Raw genomic sequence first — 18,630 nt, forward strand, 5'->3', positions numbered from 1 at the left:
TGTCGGCCACCCTTTTTTTAAGCTGATACGGTTGCCACCACCACCAGAGGTCATCTCATGCTATGGATCAGCGAAAATGCCAGCGCCATCACTGCTATCGGCAGTATCCTGACGTTTTTGGTGTGGCTCGCCTACATGCACCTACTCTACAAGAGCTATTCGCGTCAGCGACGCCCTCGTATCATCATCAACCGGGGACGTGGCATGAATATCGACTCGCTCTGCCTGATCAGCAACATGAGCGCTGAATCGATCTTCATTCAACACATCGTGGCCGCACTGGAAACGCCCCAAGGCACCAAGCAACTGGATATCATCGATTGCCAGCAATCCGAGGAAGATGGCGACGTCTACCGTCCCCATCAGGGGCCATTGGACTCCGGCGACTACCTGCATGTCGGCACCTTTCGAGACATCCTTTCCCATGTCGCTCGTCATCACGGCGAATCGCTGGACGATTATCGCTCAGGTAATCTCCCGATGCCGGATGCGCTGGATATTCGAGTCATCGCGATCTACGGTTCGGAAGACACCCACATAGGCGCCAGGCGGCGGTTCCTCGTCAATGAGGACGAAGGCGACTACGCCATCACCCCGGACCGACTCGTCACACAGCGCCTGACCAGCCGTCGCGACCGACAACGCATTCGACGCTGGATGCAGCAGCTCGAACAGGATGCTCGCGACACCAGCCGACCAGGTTGAGCTTTGTCTGAAAACTGCCTGCGCTCGCCCTCCACTCACGACTGCCCTCCTGATGGCTGCGGTTTCCCGAGGCGTTTTTAGCGACGATGACGTCGCAACCAGCATGCCGGGTCGTCCTCTTCGCTTCCACACTGACATCGAGACAGGCATTCAAGGAACAGGAGGATTGCCGTCATGACCCAGCAGCACGCCACCCGCACCAACGACGACAGTGTCATAGCCATGCCTGGTACCGAAGCCATCGTCAAGGACTATGTCAACCATCAATGCCCTTCGGTCGATCAAAGCGAGCGTCGGGTGCCCATCAACTTACGTCAATCCGGCCCCACGCCGGTCGAAATGCTGATTTCCACTCGGGTACGCAAGTCACCATACTGGCACCTGTCGTACCAGGCCGGTTGCTGGCGAGCCACGGTCTATAACCGTGTCTATCACCCGCGCGGATATATCCGCCCCGAAGACGGCGGCGCCATGGCCGAGTACGAATCGCTCGTACACGACGTGACGATGTGGAATGTCGCCGTCGAACGTCAGATTCGCGTCAAAGGTCCCGATGCACAGGCCTTCGTCGACTATGTCATCACCCGTAATGCATCCGCCATCAAACCGATGCATGGGAAGTACGTCATCCTCTGCAATGAAGACGGCGGCATCATCAATGATCCGGTGCTGCTAAGGGTTGCAGAAGACGAGTTCTGGTTCTCGATTTCCGACAGCGACCTCGAACTGTGGCTGCGGGGAGTTAATCTCGGTATGGGATTCAACGTCAGTATCGGCGAAATCGATGTCGCCCCCGTGCAGATACAAGGGCCCAAATCGGAGGCCTTGATGGTCGACCTGGTCGGCGACGACGTACGTCATATTCCCTATTACGGGTTGATGGAGGCAACGATCGGAGGGCGTGACGTCATCATCTCGCAAACCGGGTTCACCGGCGAGAAGGGCTACGAAATCTATCTCCTCAATGCCACGCTCCACCCCGACGACATGTGGAATGCCGTGCTCGCGGCTGGTGAAAAACACAAGCTGCGTGTCATCGCCCCGGCCCACCATCGCCGTATCGCGGCCGGCATCCTGTCGTGGGGCCAGGACATGGATCAGGAAACCCTGCCCTTCCAGTGCAATCTGGGCTATCAGATTCCACGTCAGAAGGAGTCCGACTACATCGGACGAGCGGCACTGGAACGCGTCCGCGGAGAGATCGATCAGGGTCGCTATCCATTCCGCAATATCCTGGTGGGCATGGTGCTCGGCGGACAGCCAATCGACGACTATGCACCGGACTTCTGGCTGATTTCCGATGATTCGGGCGGTGATCCGGTCGGTTACGTCACCTCGCCCTGGTATTCACCGGAACTGGAAACCAATATCGCCATGGGGTATGTGCCGATCGAACTCAAGGAGACAGGCACGTCTCTGAAAGTCTGGTTACCCGACCATTACGCCGAGTCGCCGGGCACCCCCGTGGATGCCACGGTCGTCGACATGCCCTTCCGGGCTTCGGTCAATCCCAATGCACGTGAAGTCGCCAGATCCAGGGGGTTGGATGCTTCAAGCTGACCATGCCGGAGCGGCGCCGTCCAGCACGGAAACCATCCAGGACACGCCACCGATCGGGCAACGCATACAGTCACTGTGCCAGGACTGGTCGTTGGAGGTAACGCCAGGGACGGCGGCCTCCCTGCTAGACATGATCCCGAGCTCGGACGTCAACCGACAGGTCTATATCACACACCTGCCAGGACAACCGTTCGAGGATGTCATCCACACCGCTCGACGTCTGAAGTGCCAGAACTTCGACCCAGTCCCCCATCTAGTCGCCCGCCGCGTACCGGATCGCAATACACTGTTGCGCTGGATCGAGCAGTTGTCGGGCGATATCGGTATCGACGCGGTGCTGCTGATCGCCGGCGGCATGACCACGCCGCTTGGCCCCTATCAGGACACATTGGCCTTGCTCGAGGATATCTCGCTGTCGGAGCAAGGAATTCGACGTCTGGCCATCGCCGGCCACCCGGAGGGGCACCCCCATGCCAGCGAGGCCACTCTCGATCAGGCGTTGGAAACCAAGCTCGACCATGCCGAACGTGATGGCTTGCAGCCCTATGTTGTCACGCAGTTCCTGTTTGATGCCCAGCCTCTGATCGATTGGCGGCAACACCTGCATCAGCGTGGTATCGATGTCCCTATACGCGTTGGCCTGCCCGGTCCTGCCAGTCTGGCCACGCTCTGGAAATATGCCCTATCATGCGGCATCGGCCCTTCCGTGGCGGCCCTCCAGCACCAGGGGGGAAAACTGTTCCAGCTCGCCAGATCACGCCCCCCGGTCGAACAGGTCATGGGACTAGCGCAAGCGAACGATCCGACGCTGTCACTGCACTTCTATCCATTCGGCGGTATCGACAAGACAGTTGCTTGGTGTCGTGCACTGGAAACCGGTCAGTTCGAGCCACAGCACCAGGACATTGTCGTCAAGGGCTAGAAGTGAGTGTTGTTCGGCCACGACAGGTTATTGACCTTGGTTTTGCGCAGCAGCTTGAGCAGGAGGTTACGACAACGTCGCAACCAGGGATACAACCAGCGAGCCCGACGTCGCGAACGAAAAATCCAGTGATTGAACCGGTTGAAGAGCCCTGAGCGGCTACTCATCAACGCCAGCGCATGGATGGCATCGTCACCATAATAGAGATGGCCATCCAGCTTCAGCACCATGCCCTGGTCGATATCCAGACCCGCTTGAGTAATTTCCTCCATGACCTCGCTTTCCTGGCGAGCATCGACCAGCGTCAGTTCACCGATCGCATCGCGCAACCGAACCAGGCGACAATAATGGTCACAGAAAGGACATTGCGTGTCGTAGACCAGGATCGCATCCGTCATAGCACCGCCTCTCAGGCATCCGACGCTTGGCAAGCATCCAGTTCGGCCAGCAACTCCCGACGACGTGCATCGCTCATGAATGCCACGTTCAAAGCGTTGCGTGCCAGTTGGGCGAACGTCTCGCGCGACCATTCGAATGCCTCGTGACAGGCGAGATAGTTATCCAGTACACCACCACCGAAATAGGCGGGATCGTCGGAGTTGATGGTCAGCACCAACCCGGCATCCAGTAACGTCGGCAACGGATGATCGCGCATGTCCTCGACGACCTTGAGGCGAACATTGGACAACGGACACACCGTCAGGGGAATACGCCGATCTCTCAATGTATCGACCACGGAGGCGTCCTCCAGACAGCGGACACCATGATCGATCCGACACACATCCAGCGATTCCAGCGCCTCACGAACATAGCTGGCAGGGCCTTCCTCGCCGGCATGAGCAATACGCGGTATGCCCAGTTCCCTGGCACGCTCGAATACCGCTGCGAACTTGCTCGGCGGATTGCCGAATTCCGCGCTGTCCAGCCCTACCGCATCGAGGGCCTCCCAGTAAGGAGCGGCCTTCTCGAGCACGTCCAGGGCGTCTTCGGCCGAACGATCACGCAGGAAACTCAGGATCAGTGCCGTGGAAAGACCCAATTTCCGCTCGCCTTCACGCATGGCACGCAACAAGCCATCGATCTGAGTCGACAATTCAACGCCGCGCGACAAGTGAGCCTGCGGATCGAACGACAGTTCGACATGCACGACACCTTCAGCATGAGCCCGACGGAAGTAGTCCATGGCCAAGTCGAAAAAATCATCGGCCGTTCGCAGCACACTCATGCCCTGATAGTAGAGATCCAGGAACGATTGCAGGTCATCGAACTCGTAGGCCGCACGCACGGCATCGACCGAATCGTAAGGCAATTCAATGCCATTGCGATTGGCCAACGCAAACATGAGCTCGGGTTCCAACGACCCCTCGATATGCAAATGCAATTCCGCCTTGGGCAAGCGCGTCAGAAACTCTCGCATGATTCACTCCAGTCATGGGAATGGACTCATCCTGAGACAGGTTGACCATTCGATCAAGTGGCGGAGCACGACGATTTTCAACACCCGTCGACACCGAGCTGTTGGGCTTCCCTCGCCGTAATCAGGTGGCTGTCACGTATCGTCAGACAACGTTGGATACCCGGCGGATCGAATGGACCACCATCGAGTTGGTGCATGAGGAACAAGGTCGACCGACCTTCGAGCCAGTGATCCAGTCGCAGCGAGATCCGCGCTGCCAGGCCACCGTCCAGACCGGCGAATGGTTCATCGAGGATCACGACCTCAGGATCCATCAACAGCAGACGGGCCAGGGCCAACCGGCGAGCCTGACCGCCCGACAACTGACGTCCCCCTTCACCGACCGTGGTCGACAGCCCGTGGGGAAGCTGTGTTACCCACGCATCCAACTCCACCATGGCCAGAGCGTCCCATAATGATGCGTCATCGGCGTCACTTGCCCCAAGCCGTAGGTTGAAAGCGATGCTGTCATGGAATAGCTCAGCCTGTTGGGTCAAATAGCCAAGCCGGGCGCGCCAGTCATCAAGGGAAAGATTGCGTGCATCCACTCCGCCGATTCGGACACTCCCCCGTTGCGGATCGATCAGACGGGCAATCAACTGTGCCACACTGGACTTGCCAGCACCGGAAGCGCCGAGCAGCGCAACGCGTTCGCCAGGCTCGATGTGTAGATCCACCTGTTGCAATGCCGGTAGCAGTGCATCGGGATAGTGCAGCGTCACCTGCGTCAACCGTATCGCAGGCGGCACCCCCTGCGGTTGCCGTGGAGACTCCGGCTCAAGGATCATGCCGCGCGACCGTCCCAAGCCATTGAGACGGCGTGCCGCGGCCCGTGTCGCACCCAACTGGGTGAACGCCATCGGCAACCCCGCCAGGGCTTCATTCAAGGCCAGCACTGCCAACGGCAACATCACCATCACCGGCGCCGATACACTCGCCATATGGTAAGCCTGCGCAGCCAGAAACAGGGCCATCAGAGACGTTCCCCCGATGACGGCAGATACCAGGGCATTGCCCAGGGCGGAAAGAGCGGCCAGGCAGCGCTGATCGCGATATAGAGCGCTTTCAAGGGCGTCGATACCCTCATGATGGTGCTGTAGCGCTCCATATGCCGTCAGCTCCGCCAATCCCTGCAGATGCTCGATGACGCGGGAGCGCATGCGATCCTGAGCCACGACTCGATGCTGACTTGCCGCCATTCCCAATCCGGCCTGTCCAACGACCAACCATAGCCATGAGGCCAGCAGGACGACAGTGAGCGGGAAAACGGCAGACGGGACGAAAACCGCCGACAACAGGCTAACCAACCCGATCGCCACCAGAGCGACGACCGGCGGAGCCATGAGCCGAAGGTAGAGACTATCGAGCGTATCGATATCGGCGGTCAGCCGATTCAGCCACTCACTCGCCCGACGCCGCGATAGCGTGTAACCATCGAGACGCGACAACACGGCAAACATGCCGGCACGCAGCTCAGCCAGCAGCCGTAACACCGTATCGTGGTTATAGACACGTTCCAGGTAACGCGCCACCGTACGAGTAACGGCAAACAATCGAATGCCGCCTCCCGGCACATAGACATCGAGCGTCACCGCCCCACCGACGGCCAGCAGCGATCCGGCCACGGCCGTTGCCGTAATGAACCAGCCCGATAATGCCAGCAACCCGATTGCCGACCCCACCGTCAGCAACATCAGCATGGCCCCTGCCGACAAGCGAGCACGGTGTCGGGACAACAACCGTAGCCAAGGAGCGAGTTCGGTGACCGACTCACGCACCCGACCACGCTGAGCCTTGAATGCATCCCGGCTCATGGCCTCTCCTCGACAAGGCAACCCTGATACAGGCACAGGGTTCGGTCCGCCATTGCCATCAAGGCAGGATGATGGGTCGCAACGACCAGCGTCCGGTGGCGGCTGGCCAGCTTGCGGATCGATTCGATGACATGGGTTTCCGTAGCATGATCGAGGTTCGCCGTGGGCTCATCGAGCAGGACCAGGCCGGCCTCGGCGAGAAAGACCCGAGCCAAGGCCAGTCGTTGCGCCTGGCCCCCCGAGAGTCCTACGCCACGCTCACCCAACTCGCTCGCCACCCCTGCCGGCAATCTGGATATCAGATCCTCCAGCCCCGCCATCGACAAGGCTTCCGTCAACCGTTCCTCCGACGCATCCGGTGCCACCAGACGCAAGTTGTCCGCCAGTGAACCTTGAATCAGCCATGGGCGCTGATCCATCCAAGCCATGCCATCGGTTGGCGTCGTCTGCACAACGCCGGATTCAGCGGAGACGAAACCTGCCAGCAATTGCAGCAAGGTCGACTTGCCCGACCCTGAAGGGCCCGTCAGAGCGACGACCTCACCACGATGCAATGTCAGCGATATCGGCCCCAGCACACGACCGCGACCACGGTGACTCACACAGGCATCCACCAAGCGAACGCTGGCATCCCTCGACGACCGCCCTGCGCGACCGTGCGGCGCCGCATGCCTCTCACCTGGCGCATCGACGAGCAATGCAGTCAGCTCCTCGGCAGCGCCCAACGCTGACGCACGGTCATGATAGTGCTGCGATAACGTACGCAGCGGCTGGAAGAACTCCGGAGCCAGCAACAGAATCAGCAACCCTGAAAACAACGTCAACGACGCTGAAGGACCATACTCGATATATCCCAGCAACCCGAATCCGATATAAATGGCAACCACCGCGATCGCCACAGCGGCGAAGAACTCAAGCACTGCCGACGACAGAAAAGCCAGGCGTAGCGTCTTCATGCTCAAGCGCCGGTAATGATCAGCGGCCGCATACACCTCCTCGGTCGCCTGAGAGGTGCGTGCAAACAACTGCAGCGTGGTAACGCCCCTAACGCGGTCCAGAAAGTGCCCCGACAGTCGGGCAACGGCAGCGAACTGATCACGGTTGAGCCGTTCGGCTCCCATGCCGACCAACGCCATGAACAAGGGAATCAGCGGTGCGGATGCCAGCAGAAATATAGCCGCCAGCCAATCGAGCCAGGCGACCAGAGCCAGGATCAACAGTGGCTGACAGATTGCCAGCCATTGCTGAGGCAGGAACTTGGCGACATAGCCATCCAGCGCCTCGACCTGTTCGACCAGTTGGTTACCGAGTCCGGCACTATGATAGCCCGACAGGCGTATCGGTCCGAGTCGCTGCAGATGCGCCAGTACATCGCGGCGTGCTCGATGCCGAGCTCGCAGGCTGGCCTCTTGCCCGGTGACTTCCTGCCCCCATTGCAGCAGCGACCGGAGTAGTATCACGGCCCCCAGCCCCAGAAACTGCGGCAGCAAAGTGGTGGGCGCTACCCCTGCCACGATCAGACGATCGACCAACCACGCCAGACCGATCATCTGAACTATCGTCAAGACGCCGGCAATGACACCGAACAGAACGCTGCCCATCAGCCATTGGCGCTGCCCCGCCACCAGCGAACGCAACCAGCGGCGGGGCGTCAATGACTCCGCGCCAGAATCGGAGGTCGTCATCGATCAGTGATAACCCTCGCCAACCCGGACCTTGCCGCGAAACACCCAGTAGGTCCATGCGGTATACACCAGGATAATGGGCGTGACGAACAATACACCGATCAACAGAAAGAGCTGCGACTCAGGCGCGGATGCCGCATCCCAGATCGTGTGATCGGGCGGCACGATGACCGGCCACTTGCTGACCAGCAATCCCAGGTAAGTGAACAGGAAGATCCCCAGCGTCGCGAGAAACGGCAGGGACTCATGACGTCGTTTGAGCGACCAAAGCAGCATCACCATGCAGGCCAGCGCCAGGCCGGGAAGAACCCAGATCCAGCGCAGGTGACCGAACCAGCGTTCCCAGACGGCCGGATCGATGAATGGCGTCCAGAAACTGATGACCAGGAAGATCGCCAATACCGCCAGCACCAGACGAGGCGTCACCCGATAGGCCCATTGCTGGATATAGCCTTCCGACTTGAGGATCAGCCAGGTCGACCCCAGCAAGGCGTAACCGACCATCATGCCGACACCGGTCAACACCGTGAACGGCGATAACCAATCCAGCGCGCCCCCCACATAGACGAACCCTTGCGTCTCGAAGCCTTGTATATAGGTGCCTACGACCGCTCCCTGGGCGAACGCAGCCACGGCCGAGCCCCAGCAGAAAGCACGGTTCCACCAATGACGCGAGCGGTGGGATTTGAAGCGGAACTCGAAGGCGATACCGCGGAAGATCAGCCCCGCCAGCATCAGGAACACACCGATGTAGAGTGCCGGCAGGAACACCGAGTAAACCAGCGGAAACGCCCCCAACAGGCCGGCGCCTCCGAGCACCAGCCAGGTCTCGTTGCCATCCCACACCGGTGCCACCGAATTCATCATCACATCCCGCGCTTGTTCATCCGGCGCGAAGGGAAAGAGAATCCCGAGACCCAGGTCGAAACCATCCATCAGAACGTACATCATGACGCCAAAAGCGATGATTGCCGCCCAGATCAGCGAAAGATCGATCAATTCCATGAGTTAGCCCTCCACCTTGGCCGGACCGTCATCGAAGGGAATGTGCGCCGCCGACCAGGGACGCTTGGGACGCTCGACTTCATCGACCTCATCCTCCTCGTCCAGGATCGTCATACCGTTACGCACCACCTTGGTGAGGTAATAAACCCCGGCGTAGAAAACGACCGCGTACACAACGACATAACCAATCAGCGTGAACAGTGCCATCCCGCCCGTCAGCGACGGCGTCAAGCCCTCGGAGTGGGTCATCATGCCTTGTACCAGCCATGGTGCACGACCGGATTCGGTCACGAACCATCCCGCCAGCACAGCGACGAACGGCGAAACACTCATTACACGCAGCAACTGCAGGTAACCGCGGTGGTGATAAACCCGGCCACCACGACGTAGCCATAGACCTGCCAAGGCAACCGCGATCATCAGGAAACCGAGCCCGACCATCACCCTGAACGACCAGAACACGAACCATACGGGAGGCTGTTCGTCGGGAGAGACTTCATTGAGTCCCGGCACCACACCATCAAGATGATGCGTCAGAATCAGGCTGGCGACATTGGGCACTCCCAATTCCACGATATTCTCTTGAGCGTCTTTATCGGGCCAGGCGAACAGCAACAACGGCACGCCCGACCGGGTTTCCCAATTACCCTCCATCGCGGCCACCTTGGTCGGCTGATGTTCCAGCGTATTCAGCCCATGGAAGTCGCCTACCAATGCCTGAGTGGGAGTCAAGAATAACAGCAGCCACAGGCACATCGACAAAGCACGCTTGTTGGCATCGACATCCCGCCCGAGCAGCAGATACCAGGCACTGACACCCGCGACGACGAAACCACCGGTAATGAACGAAGCCATGACCATGTGCGCGAACCGGTAAGGGAAGGAGGGATTGAAAATCGCCTCGCCCCAGGAGGTCACCTGGAACATGCCGTCCACCAGTTCAACGCCTGCCGGTGTCTGCATCCAGCTGTTGGCAGACAGGATCCAGAAGGACGAAATGAACGTGCCTAATGCCACCATGACCGACGCGAACAGGTGAACCCCTTGCGGCACCTTGCCGCGCCCGAACAGGAGCACCCCGAGGAAAGCCGCTTCGAGAAAGAAGGCGGTAACCACCTCGTAACTGAGCATCGGGCCAAGGAAGTTCGATGTCGCCAGCGCAAAGTTGCTCCAATTGGTGCCGAACTGAAAGGACATGACAATGCCCGACACCACACCCATGCCGAAGACCACGGCGAACACCTTGGTCCAGAAGTTGGCCAAGCGTTCCCAGGCCTGAGTGCCAGTGGTGTAGAACAGCCCGTTGAGTAACGCGATGTAAGACGCCAGACCGATGGTGAACACCGGGAAAATCGCGTGAAACGAGACAACGAATGCAAATTGAAGTCGCGACAACACCAGTGGATCCAGTTCCATGATTCCTCCCCTACGACTTCCAGAAAACGACCGTCACCCCGATGTATACTTTCTTGGAATACTTGGCACGTCAGTGTCGTTCAGTCATTGCGATCCCGCCAATGAACGCACCGTACGCCCGGATGACGACCATGCCCTGCCCCAGACGCATCGATGACAATCGATCCTGTGCTGAGGCGCGCTCTCATGCTACTGCGGCAATGCTTTTGGCAGAAGGGAATTTTCCACTTAACCCTGAGACGTCTTGACGCATGTCAAATCAGGGGACATTTATCAAGCAGAATCAAATGATGGCATGACGTACTTTGGCGGAAACCCATTCGGATACCATGACCGTCGCAAAGATCAACACGAAGATCACGGCCACGCGATCCCAGGCCAATGTGTTGATCGAGGCATTGAGTTCCAGACCGATGCCACCGGCCCCCACCAGCCCCAATACCGTCGCTTCACGAATGTTGATGTCCCAACGGTAGACGCTGATACCGGCAAACGCAGGCATGATCTGCGGCAGGACGCCATAGCTCATGAGTTGCAAGCGACTGGCACCGGTCGCCGAGACGGCTTCCATGGGCGTGAGGTGGATCTCCTCGATTGCCTCATAAAGTAACTTGCCGATGAAACCGATGGATCGCAACGCGATAGCGATGATACCGGCCAACGTACCGGGGCCAAGGATCAAGACCAGCAAGAGTGCCCAGATCAGGGAGTTGATGGAACGCGAAGAGACGATGACCATCAAGGCCAACGGGCGTAATGCCGGATGCGGGGAGGTGTTCCGCGCTGCCAGGAAAGCGATCGGAAACGCGATCAGGATACCCAAGCCAGTGCCCAGAGTGGCAATGTTCAGGGTATCCCAGAGCGGACGCCATAACTCGCCGGCATAGTACCATTCCGGCGGAAGCATGCGGCCGATGAGGTCACCTGCCTGTCGTCCAGCGTCCGCGACGAAGGACCAGGTCGTATTGTCCGCAATCACCTTGCTGCACAAGACCAGCAAGGCCGTACCTACTAACCATGCACTCCATAGTGCCCACTGAGCACGCGTCGTGCGCCGACGCCAGACGGGCTGATGATTGCGTGTCGCTATCGACAAGGGCATGAAACGGCTCCAGGAGCAGGAATGCGAACTTATTGGAGGAAACGCCGAGCATGACTGGAGGCGTATTCCGTAACCATGACGATGGCAATGATGACCAGCAGTATCGCCGCCGCCGAACCGTATTCGTAGCGATCGATCGCTGTATTGAGCGTCGCCCCGATACCGCCGGCCCCCACGATGCCGATCACGGCGGATTCGCGAAAATTGATGTCCAGTCGATACAGCGACAAGCCGAGCAGACGCGGCGTCACCTGGGGTTGGACGGCATGATTCATCAACTGCCACCACCCCGCGCCTGTTGCGCGTACCGCCTCGACCTGGCGCCAATCGATCGACTCGATATCCTCGGCCAGCAGTTTCGCCATGAACCCGATCGTCGCGAATGCCAATGTCACGACACCCGCCAAGGGGCCAAAACCGAACATGGCCACGAACAGGATAGCGATGATCACTTCCTGGAACGTCCGTGATACGGCAATCATGCCCCGGCAAAACATGTACACCGGCCAGGCGGAGACATTTCGTGCGGCGCCGAGCCCGACCGGGATGGAAAGCAGGATCCCGATGAACGTCGACACGACCGTCATGGTCAAACTCTCCAGAATACCAGCGACGATATCTTCCCAGCGCGATACGAAATCCGGTTGCGCAAAAGCCGCGACGAAGGCCGCCCCACGCGCCAGGCCATCGACGACGCGGGACCAATCGACTTCGATGCTCGCGATGGCCAACGCCAGATAGACGGCAGTTCCCGCCATCAACCCCCAGCGCCAGCGACGATCGCGAATCAAGGGAGGACGTCGCCAGGTAACCGCATGCCCCGTCGTTGTTATCGTTTCGCCACGCCCCCCTGTCATGATGCGTCTCCAACCGGCAGAGGCATCTGCCGGGTATGGCCGACGCCTCCCGACTCTTCATCGCCTGCTGGCGCGGTACTCCACTCTTCTTCGCCATAGATCGTCGTCAAGACTGCAGGGGTCAGCCCATCAGGCGTGCCATCGTAGACGATACGACCGTCACGCAACCCCACGATACGGTCGGCGAAACGTTGTGCCAGAGCCACGTCATGGATATTGATGATTGCCGCCAGATCGCGTTCGGAACACAACTCGCGTATCAAACGCATGATCTGGCGCGAGGTCCTGGGGTCGAGACTCGCCGTCGGCTCATCGATCAACAGTAGCGAAGGAGCCTGCAGTAATGCGCGAGCGATGCCCACTCGCTGACGTTGCCCACCCGAAAGCGCATCGGCACGCTTGTCCATGGAGTCAGGCATGCCGACACGTTCCAGCATGCGCAATGCCTCGGCGACATCCTCCCCCGGATAGCGGCGCAGGAAACTTCGCCAGAATCCTACGTACCCGAGACGCCCGGACAGTACGTTCTCCATCACCGTCAGCCGATCGACCAGTGCGTACTCCTGAAAGATCATGCCCATGCTGCGCCGCGCACGGCGCAACTGGGCTCCCCGCAGACGCGTCACGGCGATGTCTTCGAGCCAGACATGCCCTTGCGTCGGTTCCACCAAACGATTCACACAGCGAATCAAGGTGCTTTTCCCTGCGCCGGAAGGACCGATCAATGCCAATACCTGACCGCGCGGCAGTGATAGGTCGATGTCGCTCAACGCCGGAACGTCCTTGCCGTAACGCTTCGACACCCCCGCGAGCCTCAACATCGGGATACCGGCCATGATATTCGCTCCCCTCAATCGCAATCGTAGGAGACGCCATTGGCCTCATCGATCGTGCGAATCACATCCCAATGCTGTTCATACGTGATCGGGATGAATTTGGCCTCGCCGGAGTTCTCGAACTCTTCCTGCAGGGCACTGCCTTCCCATTCGAAGGTGTCAAAGGCTTGCTTGACGTCTTCAGCGACATCCGGATGGAGGTTATAGACATGGCCATAACCCGTGGTAGGGAAGGTAGTCGACGTGTAGATGCTGCGATAATCGTCTTCATCGATCACATCGCGTGACACCATCCGCTTGAGCACGGAATTGGCGATGGCAGCGGCTTCATAATCACCATGCACGACCCCCATGATGGAATTGTCGTGCTTGCCGGAAAACTCGCTGTCGAAGTCCTCTCCGGCCACCAGGCCAAACTCCGAATCGAGCAACGCCGACGGCGCTTTATAACCGGAATTGGACGACTCCGACGTGAAGGCCAAGGTCCGTCCCTCGAGATCCTCGGGCGAATCGATGTCGCTGTCCGGTTGCGTGATGATTTCCATCTCGTAACCGAAACTGTCATCCTCACGTGCCATCATGGTGAATGGCACGAAACCGGCACAGTTCACCGCCAATGGATTGGAGCCGGTGTTGAAGCCCGCCACATGTAGCCGCCCTGCCCGCATGGCCTCGATCTGAGCGGCATTCGACTGCACCGGGAAAAATTCCACGCGCTTGCCGGTCACCTCCTCCATATGATCCAGAAACCCTGCCCATACATCGGCATAAACGGCAGGATCCTCGACGGGAGTATAGGCGAAGACGAGCGTCTCGGGGTCGACCCACGCCGATTCGTCGTCAGGCAGATCGGCAACCAGATCGCCATTCTCATCCTGGTAACGCGATGACAAGTCATCGGCCGCGCTCACCGAAGCGGAGACCAGCATGACGGTTGCCACCGCCATGCTGAGCAAGTTCGGCAGCGGGAACACACCGGTGGTGGACGTCGTTTTTCCTGCGTAAGTCAATGGTACTGTCATGTCATCGAACCTTTGGCGGATTAGCGAAGAACCAAGCCAGACCCTAGGTCATGCAGATGACAGACCAGCGACAATGCAATGTCGTTCCTGTTACCGTTCGAAGACGTTGCGATGACAAAGCAGCGCTATCCCGCTGCCGCCACCACCGTGGCAACCAGATAGCTGGTGTAGGCAATGAACAGGAGTAACAGCAAACTGCCCTCGACACGGTTGACGCGGCCGGGTCGACCTTTCCAGCCCATGGCGAAAATACCCATCAACAGCGTCATCACGGCCATTACGACCCAGTCACGCATCAACACTTCGCTGCCCGAATCAATGGGATGAATGACACCGGCGAGTCCGACGACTCCCAGCGTATTGAACAAGTTCGATCCGACGACATTACCCAGCACGAGATCATGTTCACGACGCCTCAGCGCGCTGATCGACGATGCCAACTCAGGCAACGACGTACCGACGGCAACGACCGTCAGTCCAATGATGAGGTCGCTGACACCAAAGCGCTGGGCAACGGCCACCGCCCCCCAAACGAGCACCCGCGAACTCGCTATCAGCACGACCAGGCCAATAAGCGTCCAAACGATCCCTTTCTTCAGCGACATGGGATGAGCAGCGAGGGTCTCCTCGGTGTCGCTGCCGAGGCCATCCGTCCCCGTTTGCCGAGCACGCCAGATACTGATCGCCACGAAAGCACTCAGGACCACCAGTAGGCTGACTGCATCCAGCGTGCTGATGCGCCCATCCCACAATTGCCACGCGGCCACCAGAGTGACGCCACCAAGCAACGGTATTTCCTGACGTAGTACCTGGGAGTGAACGGCCAATGGGGAAAGCAACGCCACTAGACCGAGAATCAAACCGATGTTGGTGATATTCGATCCATAAGCGTTCCCCAACGCCAGTCCGGGGCTTCCCTGCCAGGCGGCCAGCGCCGAGACCATCATTTCCGGGGCCGAGGTCCCGAAACCGATGACCAGGATACCGATCAACAACGGCGACAGCCCCAGATGTCCCGATGTCGCTGCCGCGCCATCAACGAAGCGCTCGGCACTCCATACCAGCACGACAAGACCTACGATGATCGCCAGCAGCGGCCACAGCATCGTCGTTACTCCCTTGACTATTCCCCGCAATGAACAAAGGCATTCATGAACGAATGTTTGTCTGTCTCATGACACGCGGCATAATGACACCAGGTTGAGTGATTAACCAGCAGTTGCGCAGCGGAGTTCACCAGTGGCAGGGAGTCGCGAGACACCACAGCAAGACGCCTCGTTCGTCCCGGAATCCCCGGAGGCGCGCACGTCACGCCGTCGCCTGCGAGCATGTCATGAATGCGACTGGTTGACCGCTCTTCCCCCGCTGCATCCCGGTGAAAAGGCGGATTGTCCTCGTTGCGGCCATACGCTGGTGACTCGCCATTTCCGCCCCGTACAACGCAGCATGGCACTGGCGATCGCTTCACTGCTGGCACTGGCGATGTCGGTGTCGTTTACCTTCGTCAGTTTCGAAGCGCGCGGTATTGGCAACCGAATCGAATTGACAGAAACTGCAACGACGCTACTCGGCTTCCATGAGCCACTCGTGGCCATCGGGGTCGCATTGACCGTTATCGTCCTCCCTGCCGTCTATCTAAGTAGTGTCATCTGGCTCCAGTTGGGTCTGTTACGAAACGCGCCTCTGCCTGCCAGCCGCACGATTGCACGCTCACTGGCGCATTTGCATCCCTGGATGATGGCCGATGTTTTCATCATCGGCGCACTGGTCAGCCTCTTCAAAGTGGCCGGACTGGCCGATGTCGAACTGGGCATTTCATTCTGGGCCTTCTGCGCCTTTGCCCTGCTACTGCTCTTTACCACACAATCGATCGATGCCGACTGGATGTGGTTCTCGCTGGCCGGTGAACCGCCGGCTCCCGAAGGCAGTCAGGTCGGCAAAACGGCAGCCTCTCAAGGGTTGGTCGGGTGCTCCACCTGCAGGCTGGTCAATCGAATCGACAGCAACGCCCGTCACACTCAATGCCTCAGATGTGGTGAGCGACTGCACGCACGCATTCCGCACAGCCTGCAGCGGACCTGGGCGCTGCTGGTCGCCGCCGCGATTCTCTATATTCCCGCCAACATCTATCCAATAATGACCACGACCTCACTGGGACGCAGTGATCCCTCGACAATCATCGGGGGAGTGGTCACGCTATGGCAATCGGGATCATGGCCGATCGCGGCGATCATCTTCATTGCCAGCGTGCTTGTCCCCGTCGGCAAACTGATCGCTCTAGCCTGGCTATGCATCGCGATTCGCAACAGCGATCGACTGCAGAACAGCATCCGCACACGCCTTTACCGTGTCACGGAATTCATCGGTCGCTGGTCGATGGTCGACGTTTTCGTCGTTGCCTTGCTCGTGGCGCTGGTACGTGCCGGTGACCTGATGTCGATCACCCCGGGACACGCCGCACTGGCTTTCGGTGCCATGGTCGTATTGACCATGCTGGCCGCCATGACCTTCGATCCCAGGCTGATCTGGGATGCACCGAATGCGACCGAGAAGCGTAACCGCCAAGGAAGCCACTCATGACCGATGACAATACGTCACCCAACGAGTCATCCCGTGCGATCAGGCGCCGCCAGACTCGACTGTCTCCCATCTGGATCGTGCCCCTGGTTGCCGCACTGATCGGCTTGTGGCTGGTCTACGACAATGTCGCCGGTCGCGGGCCTCAGGTCACCCTGGTCATGGAAAATGCGGAAGGAATCGAAGCCGGCAATACCTTGATCAAGAGCCGGAATGTCGAAGTGGGACGCGTCGAGGATGTCCGTCTCTCCGACGACCTGGGGCATACCGTGATCACGGCGCGCATGGATCCTGAAGCCGAGCCCATGCTGGTAGAAGACAGCCAATTCTGGGTCGTCAAGCCGCGCATTGATCGTGAAGGCATCAGCGGGCTCGGTACAGTACTCTCTGGCGCTTATATTCAGATCCAACCGGGAAACAGCGATGTCCCCCGGCGGCGCTTCGACGTCCGCAATCAGCCACCGGTTGCCTCCCAGGATGCCGAAGGACTACGGCTCAACCTGGATAGCCAGCTAGGCAACTCACTACGCGTCGGTGATCCCGTGACATATCAGGGGTTCACCGTCGGCCGCGTCGAGGAAACCGAGTTCGATGCACAAGCGCGCAAAATGCGCCATCAGCTATTCATCGAAAGCCCGTACGATGTTCTCGTCACCACCAGCACACGCTTCTGGGGAGCCAGCGGATTCGATCTTCGCCTCGATTCCGAGGGCGTACGTGTCAATGTCGACTCACTCGAGTCCCTATTGGGTGGCGGGGTCACCTTTGGCGTGCCGGAAGACATCCCGATGGGTGATCCCGTCGGAGCGAATACGACCTTTACCCTTTATGCCGACGAAGAGAGTGCACGCCAGGGCACCTTCAATCGCTATCTGGAATATGTCCTGCTCGTCGATGACAGTGTCCGGGGGCTGTCCCACGGTGCATCCGTGGAATACCGCGGTGTCCGTGTCGGTACCGTGGATAGCGTCCCCTGGAACTTTACCGCGCCACAACCCGACTCCCGCTCCAGTTTCACCATCCCCGTTCTCATCCGCATCGAACCGCAACGGCTCGGTGAAGATGAACAAGGGCGTACTCTGGAAGAGTGGGATCAGCAGATGAAGCAGATGTTCGATCTGGGTCTGCGAGCGTCTCTGAAGTCAGGCAATCTACTGACCGGGGCACGGTATGTCGACCTCAATTTCCAGCGCGACCTGGAGGGAGACTACACCCCGGAACGCTTCGAGGGCGTTACCATCTTTCCCACCTCGTCATCGGGATTCGCCCAGATCGAACAACAGGTATCGGACTTGCTGAGCAAACTCAACGCTCTGGACGTCGAACCGGTACTCAATCGACTCGATAGCAATCTGGCCGCGTCGGAGGCCACGCTCGGGGAAGTCCGACAGACGACGTCAGCGTTGAGAGAGTTGCTTGAAGCCCCCGAAACGCAGGAGCTGCCCGGCAACGTCAACCAGACCCTGGAGGACATGCGCAGAACACTGGATGGCTTCTCGCCCGAATCCGCCGCCTATCAGGACATCACCACGACGCTGGAGCGACTCGACAAGTTGCTGCGCGATTTGCAGCCGACAGTCAGAACGTTGCGCGAACAACCCAATGCACTGATTTTCGACCACCGCGAAGGCGAAGATCCGGAGCCGCAAGCGCCCAGACAATGACGAAGGATT

General features: G+C 59.1%; 16 protein-coding genes. 5 read left to right on the plus strand and 11 right to left on the minus strand.

The window, feature by feature from the left end; genetic code table 11:
* Window positions 1–57 precede the first annotated feature (57 nt).
* From FVV99_RS10885 to FVV99_RS10895, 3 genes are all read left to right on the plus strand, one after another.
* Entirely contained in the window at window positions 58–705 is a 648-nt protein-coding gene (locus tag FVV99_RS10885) for a hypothetical protein (protein ID WP_148254098.1), read from the plus strand.
* Between the two features lie 174 nt (window positions 706–879).
* Entirely contained in the window at window positions 880–2,265 is a 1,386-nt protein-coding gene (locus FVV99_RS10890; RefSeq protein WP_236645376.1) for a glycine cleavage T C-terminal barrel domain-containing protein, read from the plus strand.
* Window positions 2,252–3,187, plus strand: coding sequence for a methylenetetrahydrofolate reductase (locus FVV99_RS10895; protein ID WP_161598990.1), 936 nt, complete (start codon window positions 2,252–2,254; stop codon window positions 3,185–3,187). The genes FVV99_RS10890 and FVV99_RS10895 overlap by 14 nt, the downstream gene beginning before the upstream one ends.
* On the opposite strand, the gene FVV99_RS10900 is transcribed toward FVV99_RS10895, so the two are convergent.
* From FVV99_RS10900 to FVV99_RS10950, 11 genes are all read right to left on the minus strand, one after another.
* Entirely contained in the window at window positions 3,184–3,585 is a 402-nt protein-coding gene (locus FVV99_RS10900) for a DCC1-like thiol-disulfide oxidoreductase family protein (RefSeq protein WP_148254100.1), read from the minus strand. The two genes, FVV99_RS10895 and FVV99_RS10900, sit on opposite strands and share 4 nt — an antisense overlap.
* Window positions 3,586–3,596: 11 nt before the next feature.
* Window positions 3,597–4,604, minus strand: coding sequence for an adenosine deaminase (locus tag FVV99_RS10905; RefSeq protein ID WP_148254101.1), 1,008 nt, complete (start codon window positions 4,602–4,604; stop codon window positions 3,597–3,599).
* A 77-nt stretch (window positions 4,605–4,681) separates the two neighbouring features.
* The gene (cydC, locus tag FVV99_RS10910; RefSeq protein ID WP_236645377.1) at window positions 4,682–6,457 is read right to left on the minus strand and encodes a thiol reductant ABC exporter subunit CydC; all 1,776 of its coding nucleotides are present in this window, start codon (window positions 6,455–6,457) and stop codon (window positions 4,682–4,684) included.
* Window positions 6,454–8,142, minus strand: coding sequence for a thiol reductant ABC exporter subunit CydD (gene cydD / locus FVV99_RS10915; RefSeq protein ID WP_148254102.1), 1,689 nt, complete (start codon window positions 8,140–8,142; stop codon window positions 6,454–6,456). Before cydD ends, cydC begins: the two co-directional genes overlap by 4 nt.
* 3 nt (window positions 8,143–8,145) lie before the next feature.
* Entirely contained in the window at window positions 8,146–9,147 is a 1,002-nt protein-coding gene (gene cydB / locus FVV99_RS10920) for a cytochrome d ubiquinol oxidase subunit II (RefSeq protein ID WP_148254103.1), read from the minus strand.
* Between the two features lie 3 nt (window positions 9,148–9,150).
* Window positions 9,151–10,563: a cytochrome ubiquinol oxidase subunit I gene (locus FVV99_RS10925; protein WP_148254104.1), complete on the minus strand. Its 1,413-nt coding sequence runs from the start codon at window positions 10,561–10,563 to the stop codon at window positions 9,151–9,153.
* A gap of 283 nt (window positions 10,564–10,846) precedes the next feature.
* Complete coding sequence (phnE, locus tag FVV99_RS10930; protein ID WP_148254105.1) at window positions 10,847–11,665, minus strand: phosphonate ABC transporter, permease protein PhnE; 819 nt, start codon at window positions 11,663–11,665, stop codon at window positions 10,847–10,849.
* A 29-nt stretch (window positions 11,666–11,694) separates the two neighbouring features.
* Window positions 11,695–12,522 (minus strand): phosphonate ABC transporter, permease protein PhnE, encoded by an 828-nt coding sequence (gene phnE / locus FVV99_RS10935; protein ID WP_148254106.1) that lies wholly within the window; start codon window positions 12,520–12,522, stop codon window positions 11,695–11,697.
* A complete protein-coding gene (phnC, locus tag FVV99_RS10940) occupies window positions 12,519–13,343 on the minus strand; it encodes a phosphonate ABC transporter ATP-binding protein (protein WP_148254202.1) in 825 nt (274 codons plus the stop codon). The genes phnE (FVV99_RS10935) and phnC overlap by 4 nt, the downstream gene beginning before the upstream one ends.
* A gap of 29 nt (window positions 13,344–13,372) precedes the next feature.
* Window positions 13,373–14,305 carry a phosphate/phosphite/phosphonate ABC transporter substrate-binding protein gene (phnD, locus tag FVV99_RS10945; protein WP_236645393.1) on the minus strand — a complete coding sequence of 311 codons (933 nt, stop codon included), beginning with the start codon at window positions 14,303–14,305 and terminating at the stop codon, window positions 13,373–13,375.
* A gap of 200 nt (window positions 14,306–14,505) precedes the next feature.
* Window positions 14,506–15,486 carry a calcium/sodium antiporter gene (locus FVV99_RS10950; protein ID WP_148254108.1) on the minus strand — a complete coding sequence of 327 codons (981 nt, stop codon included), beginning with the start codon at window positions 15,484–15,486 and terminating at the stop codon, window positions 14,506–14,508.
* Window positions 15,487–15,619: 133 nt separating this feature from the next.
* On the opposite strand from FVV99_RS10950, the gene FVV99_RS10955 reads away from it, so the two are divergent.
* Window positions 15,620–16,960, plus strand: coding sequence for a paraquat-inducible protein A (locus FVV99_RS10955; RefSeq protein WP_148254109.1), 1,341 nt, complete (start codon window positions 15,620–15,622; stop codon window positions 16,958–16,960).
* The gene (gene pqiB, locus FVV99_RS10960) at window positions 16,957–18,621 is read left to right on the plus strand and encodes an intermembrane transport protein PqiB (RefSeq protein WP_148254110.1); all 1,665 of its coding nucleotides are present in this window, start codon (window positions 16,957–16,959) and stop codon (window positions 18,619–18,621) included. The genes FVV99_RS10955 and pqiB overlap by 4 nt, the downstream gene beginning before the upstream one ends.
* Window positions 18,622–18,630 lie beyond the last annotated feature (9 nt).

Origin of the sequence: Aidingimonas lacisalsi (assembly GCF_008079445.1) — a bacterium.
GTDB classification, from domain to species: Bacteria; Pseudomonadota; Gammaproteobacteria; order Pseudomonadales; family Halomonadaceae; genus Aidingimonas; species Aidingimonas lacisalsi.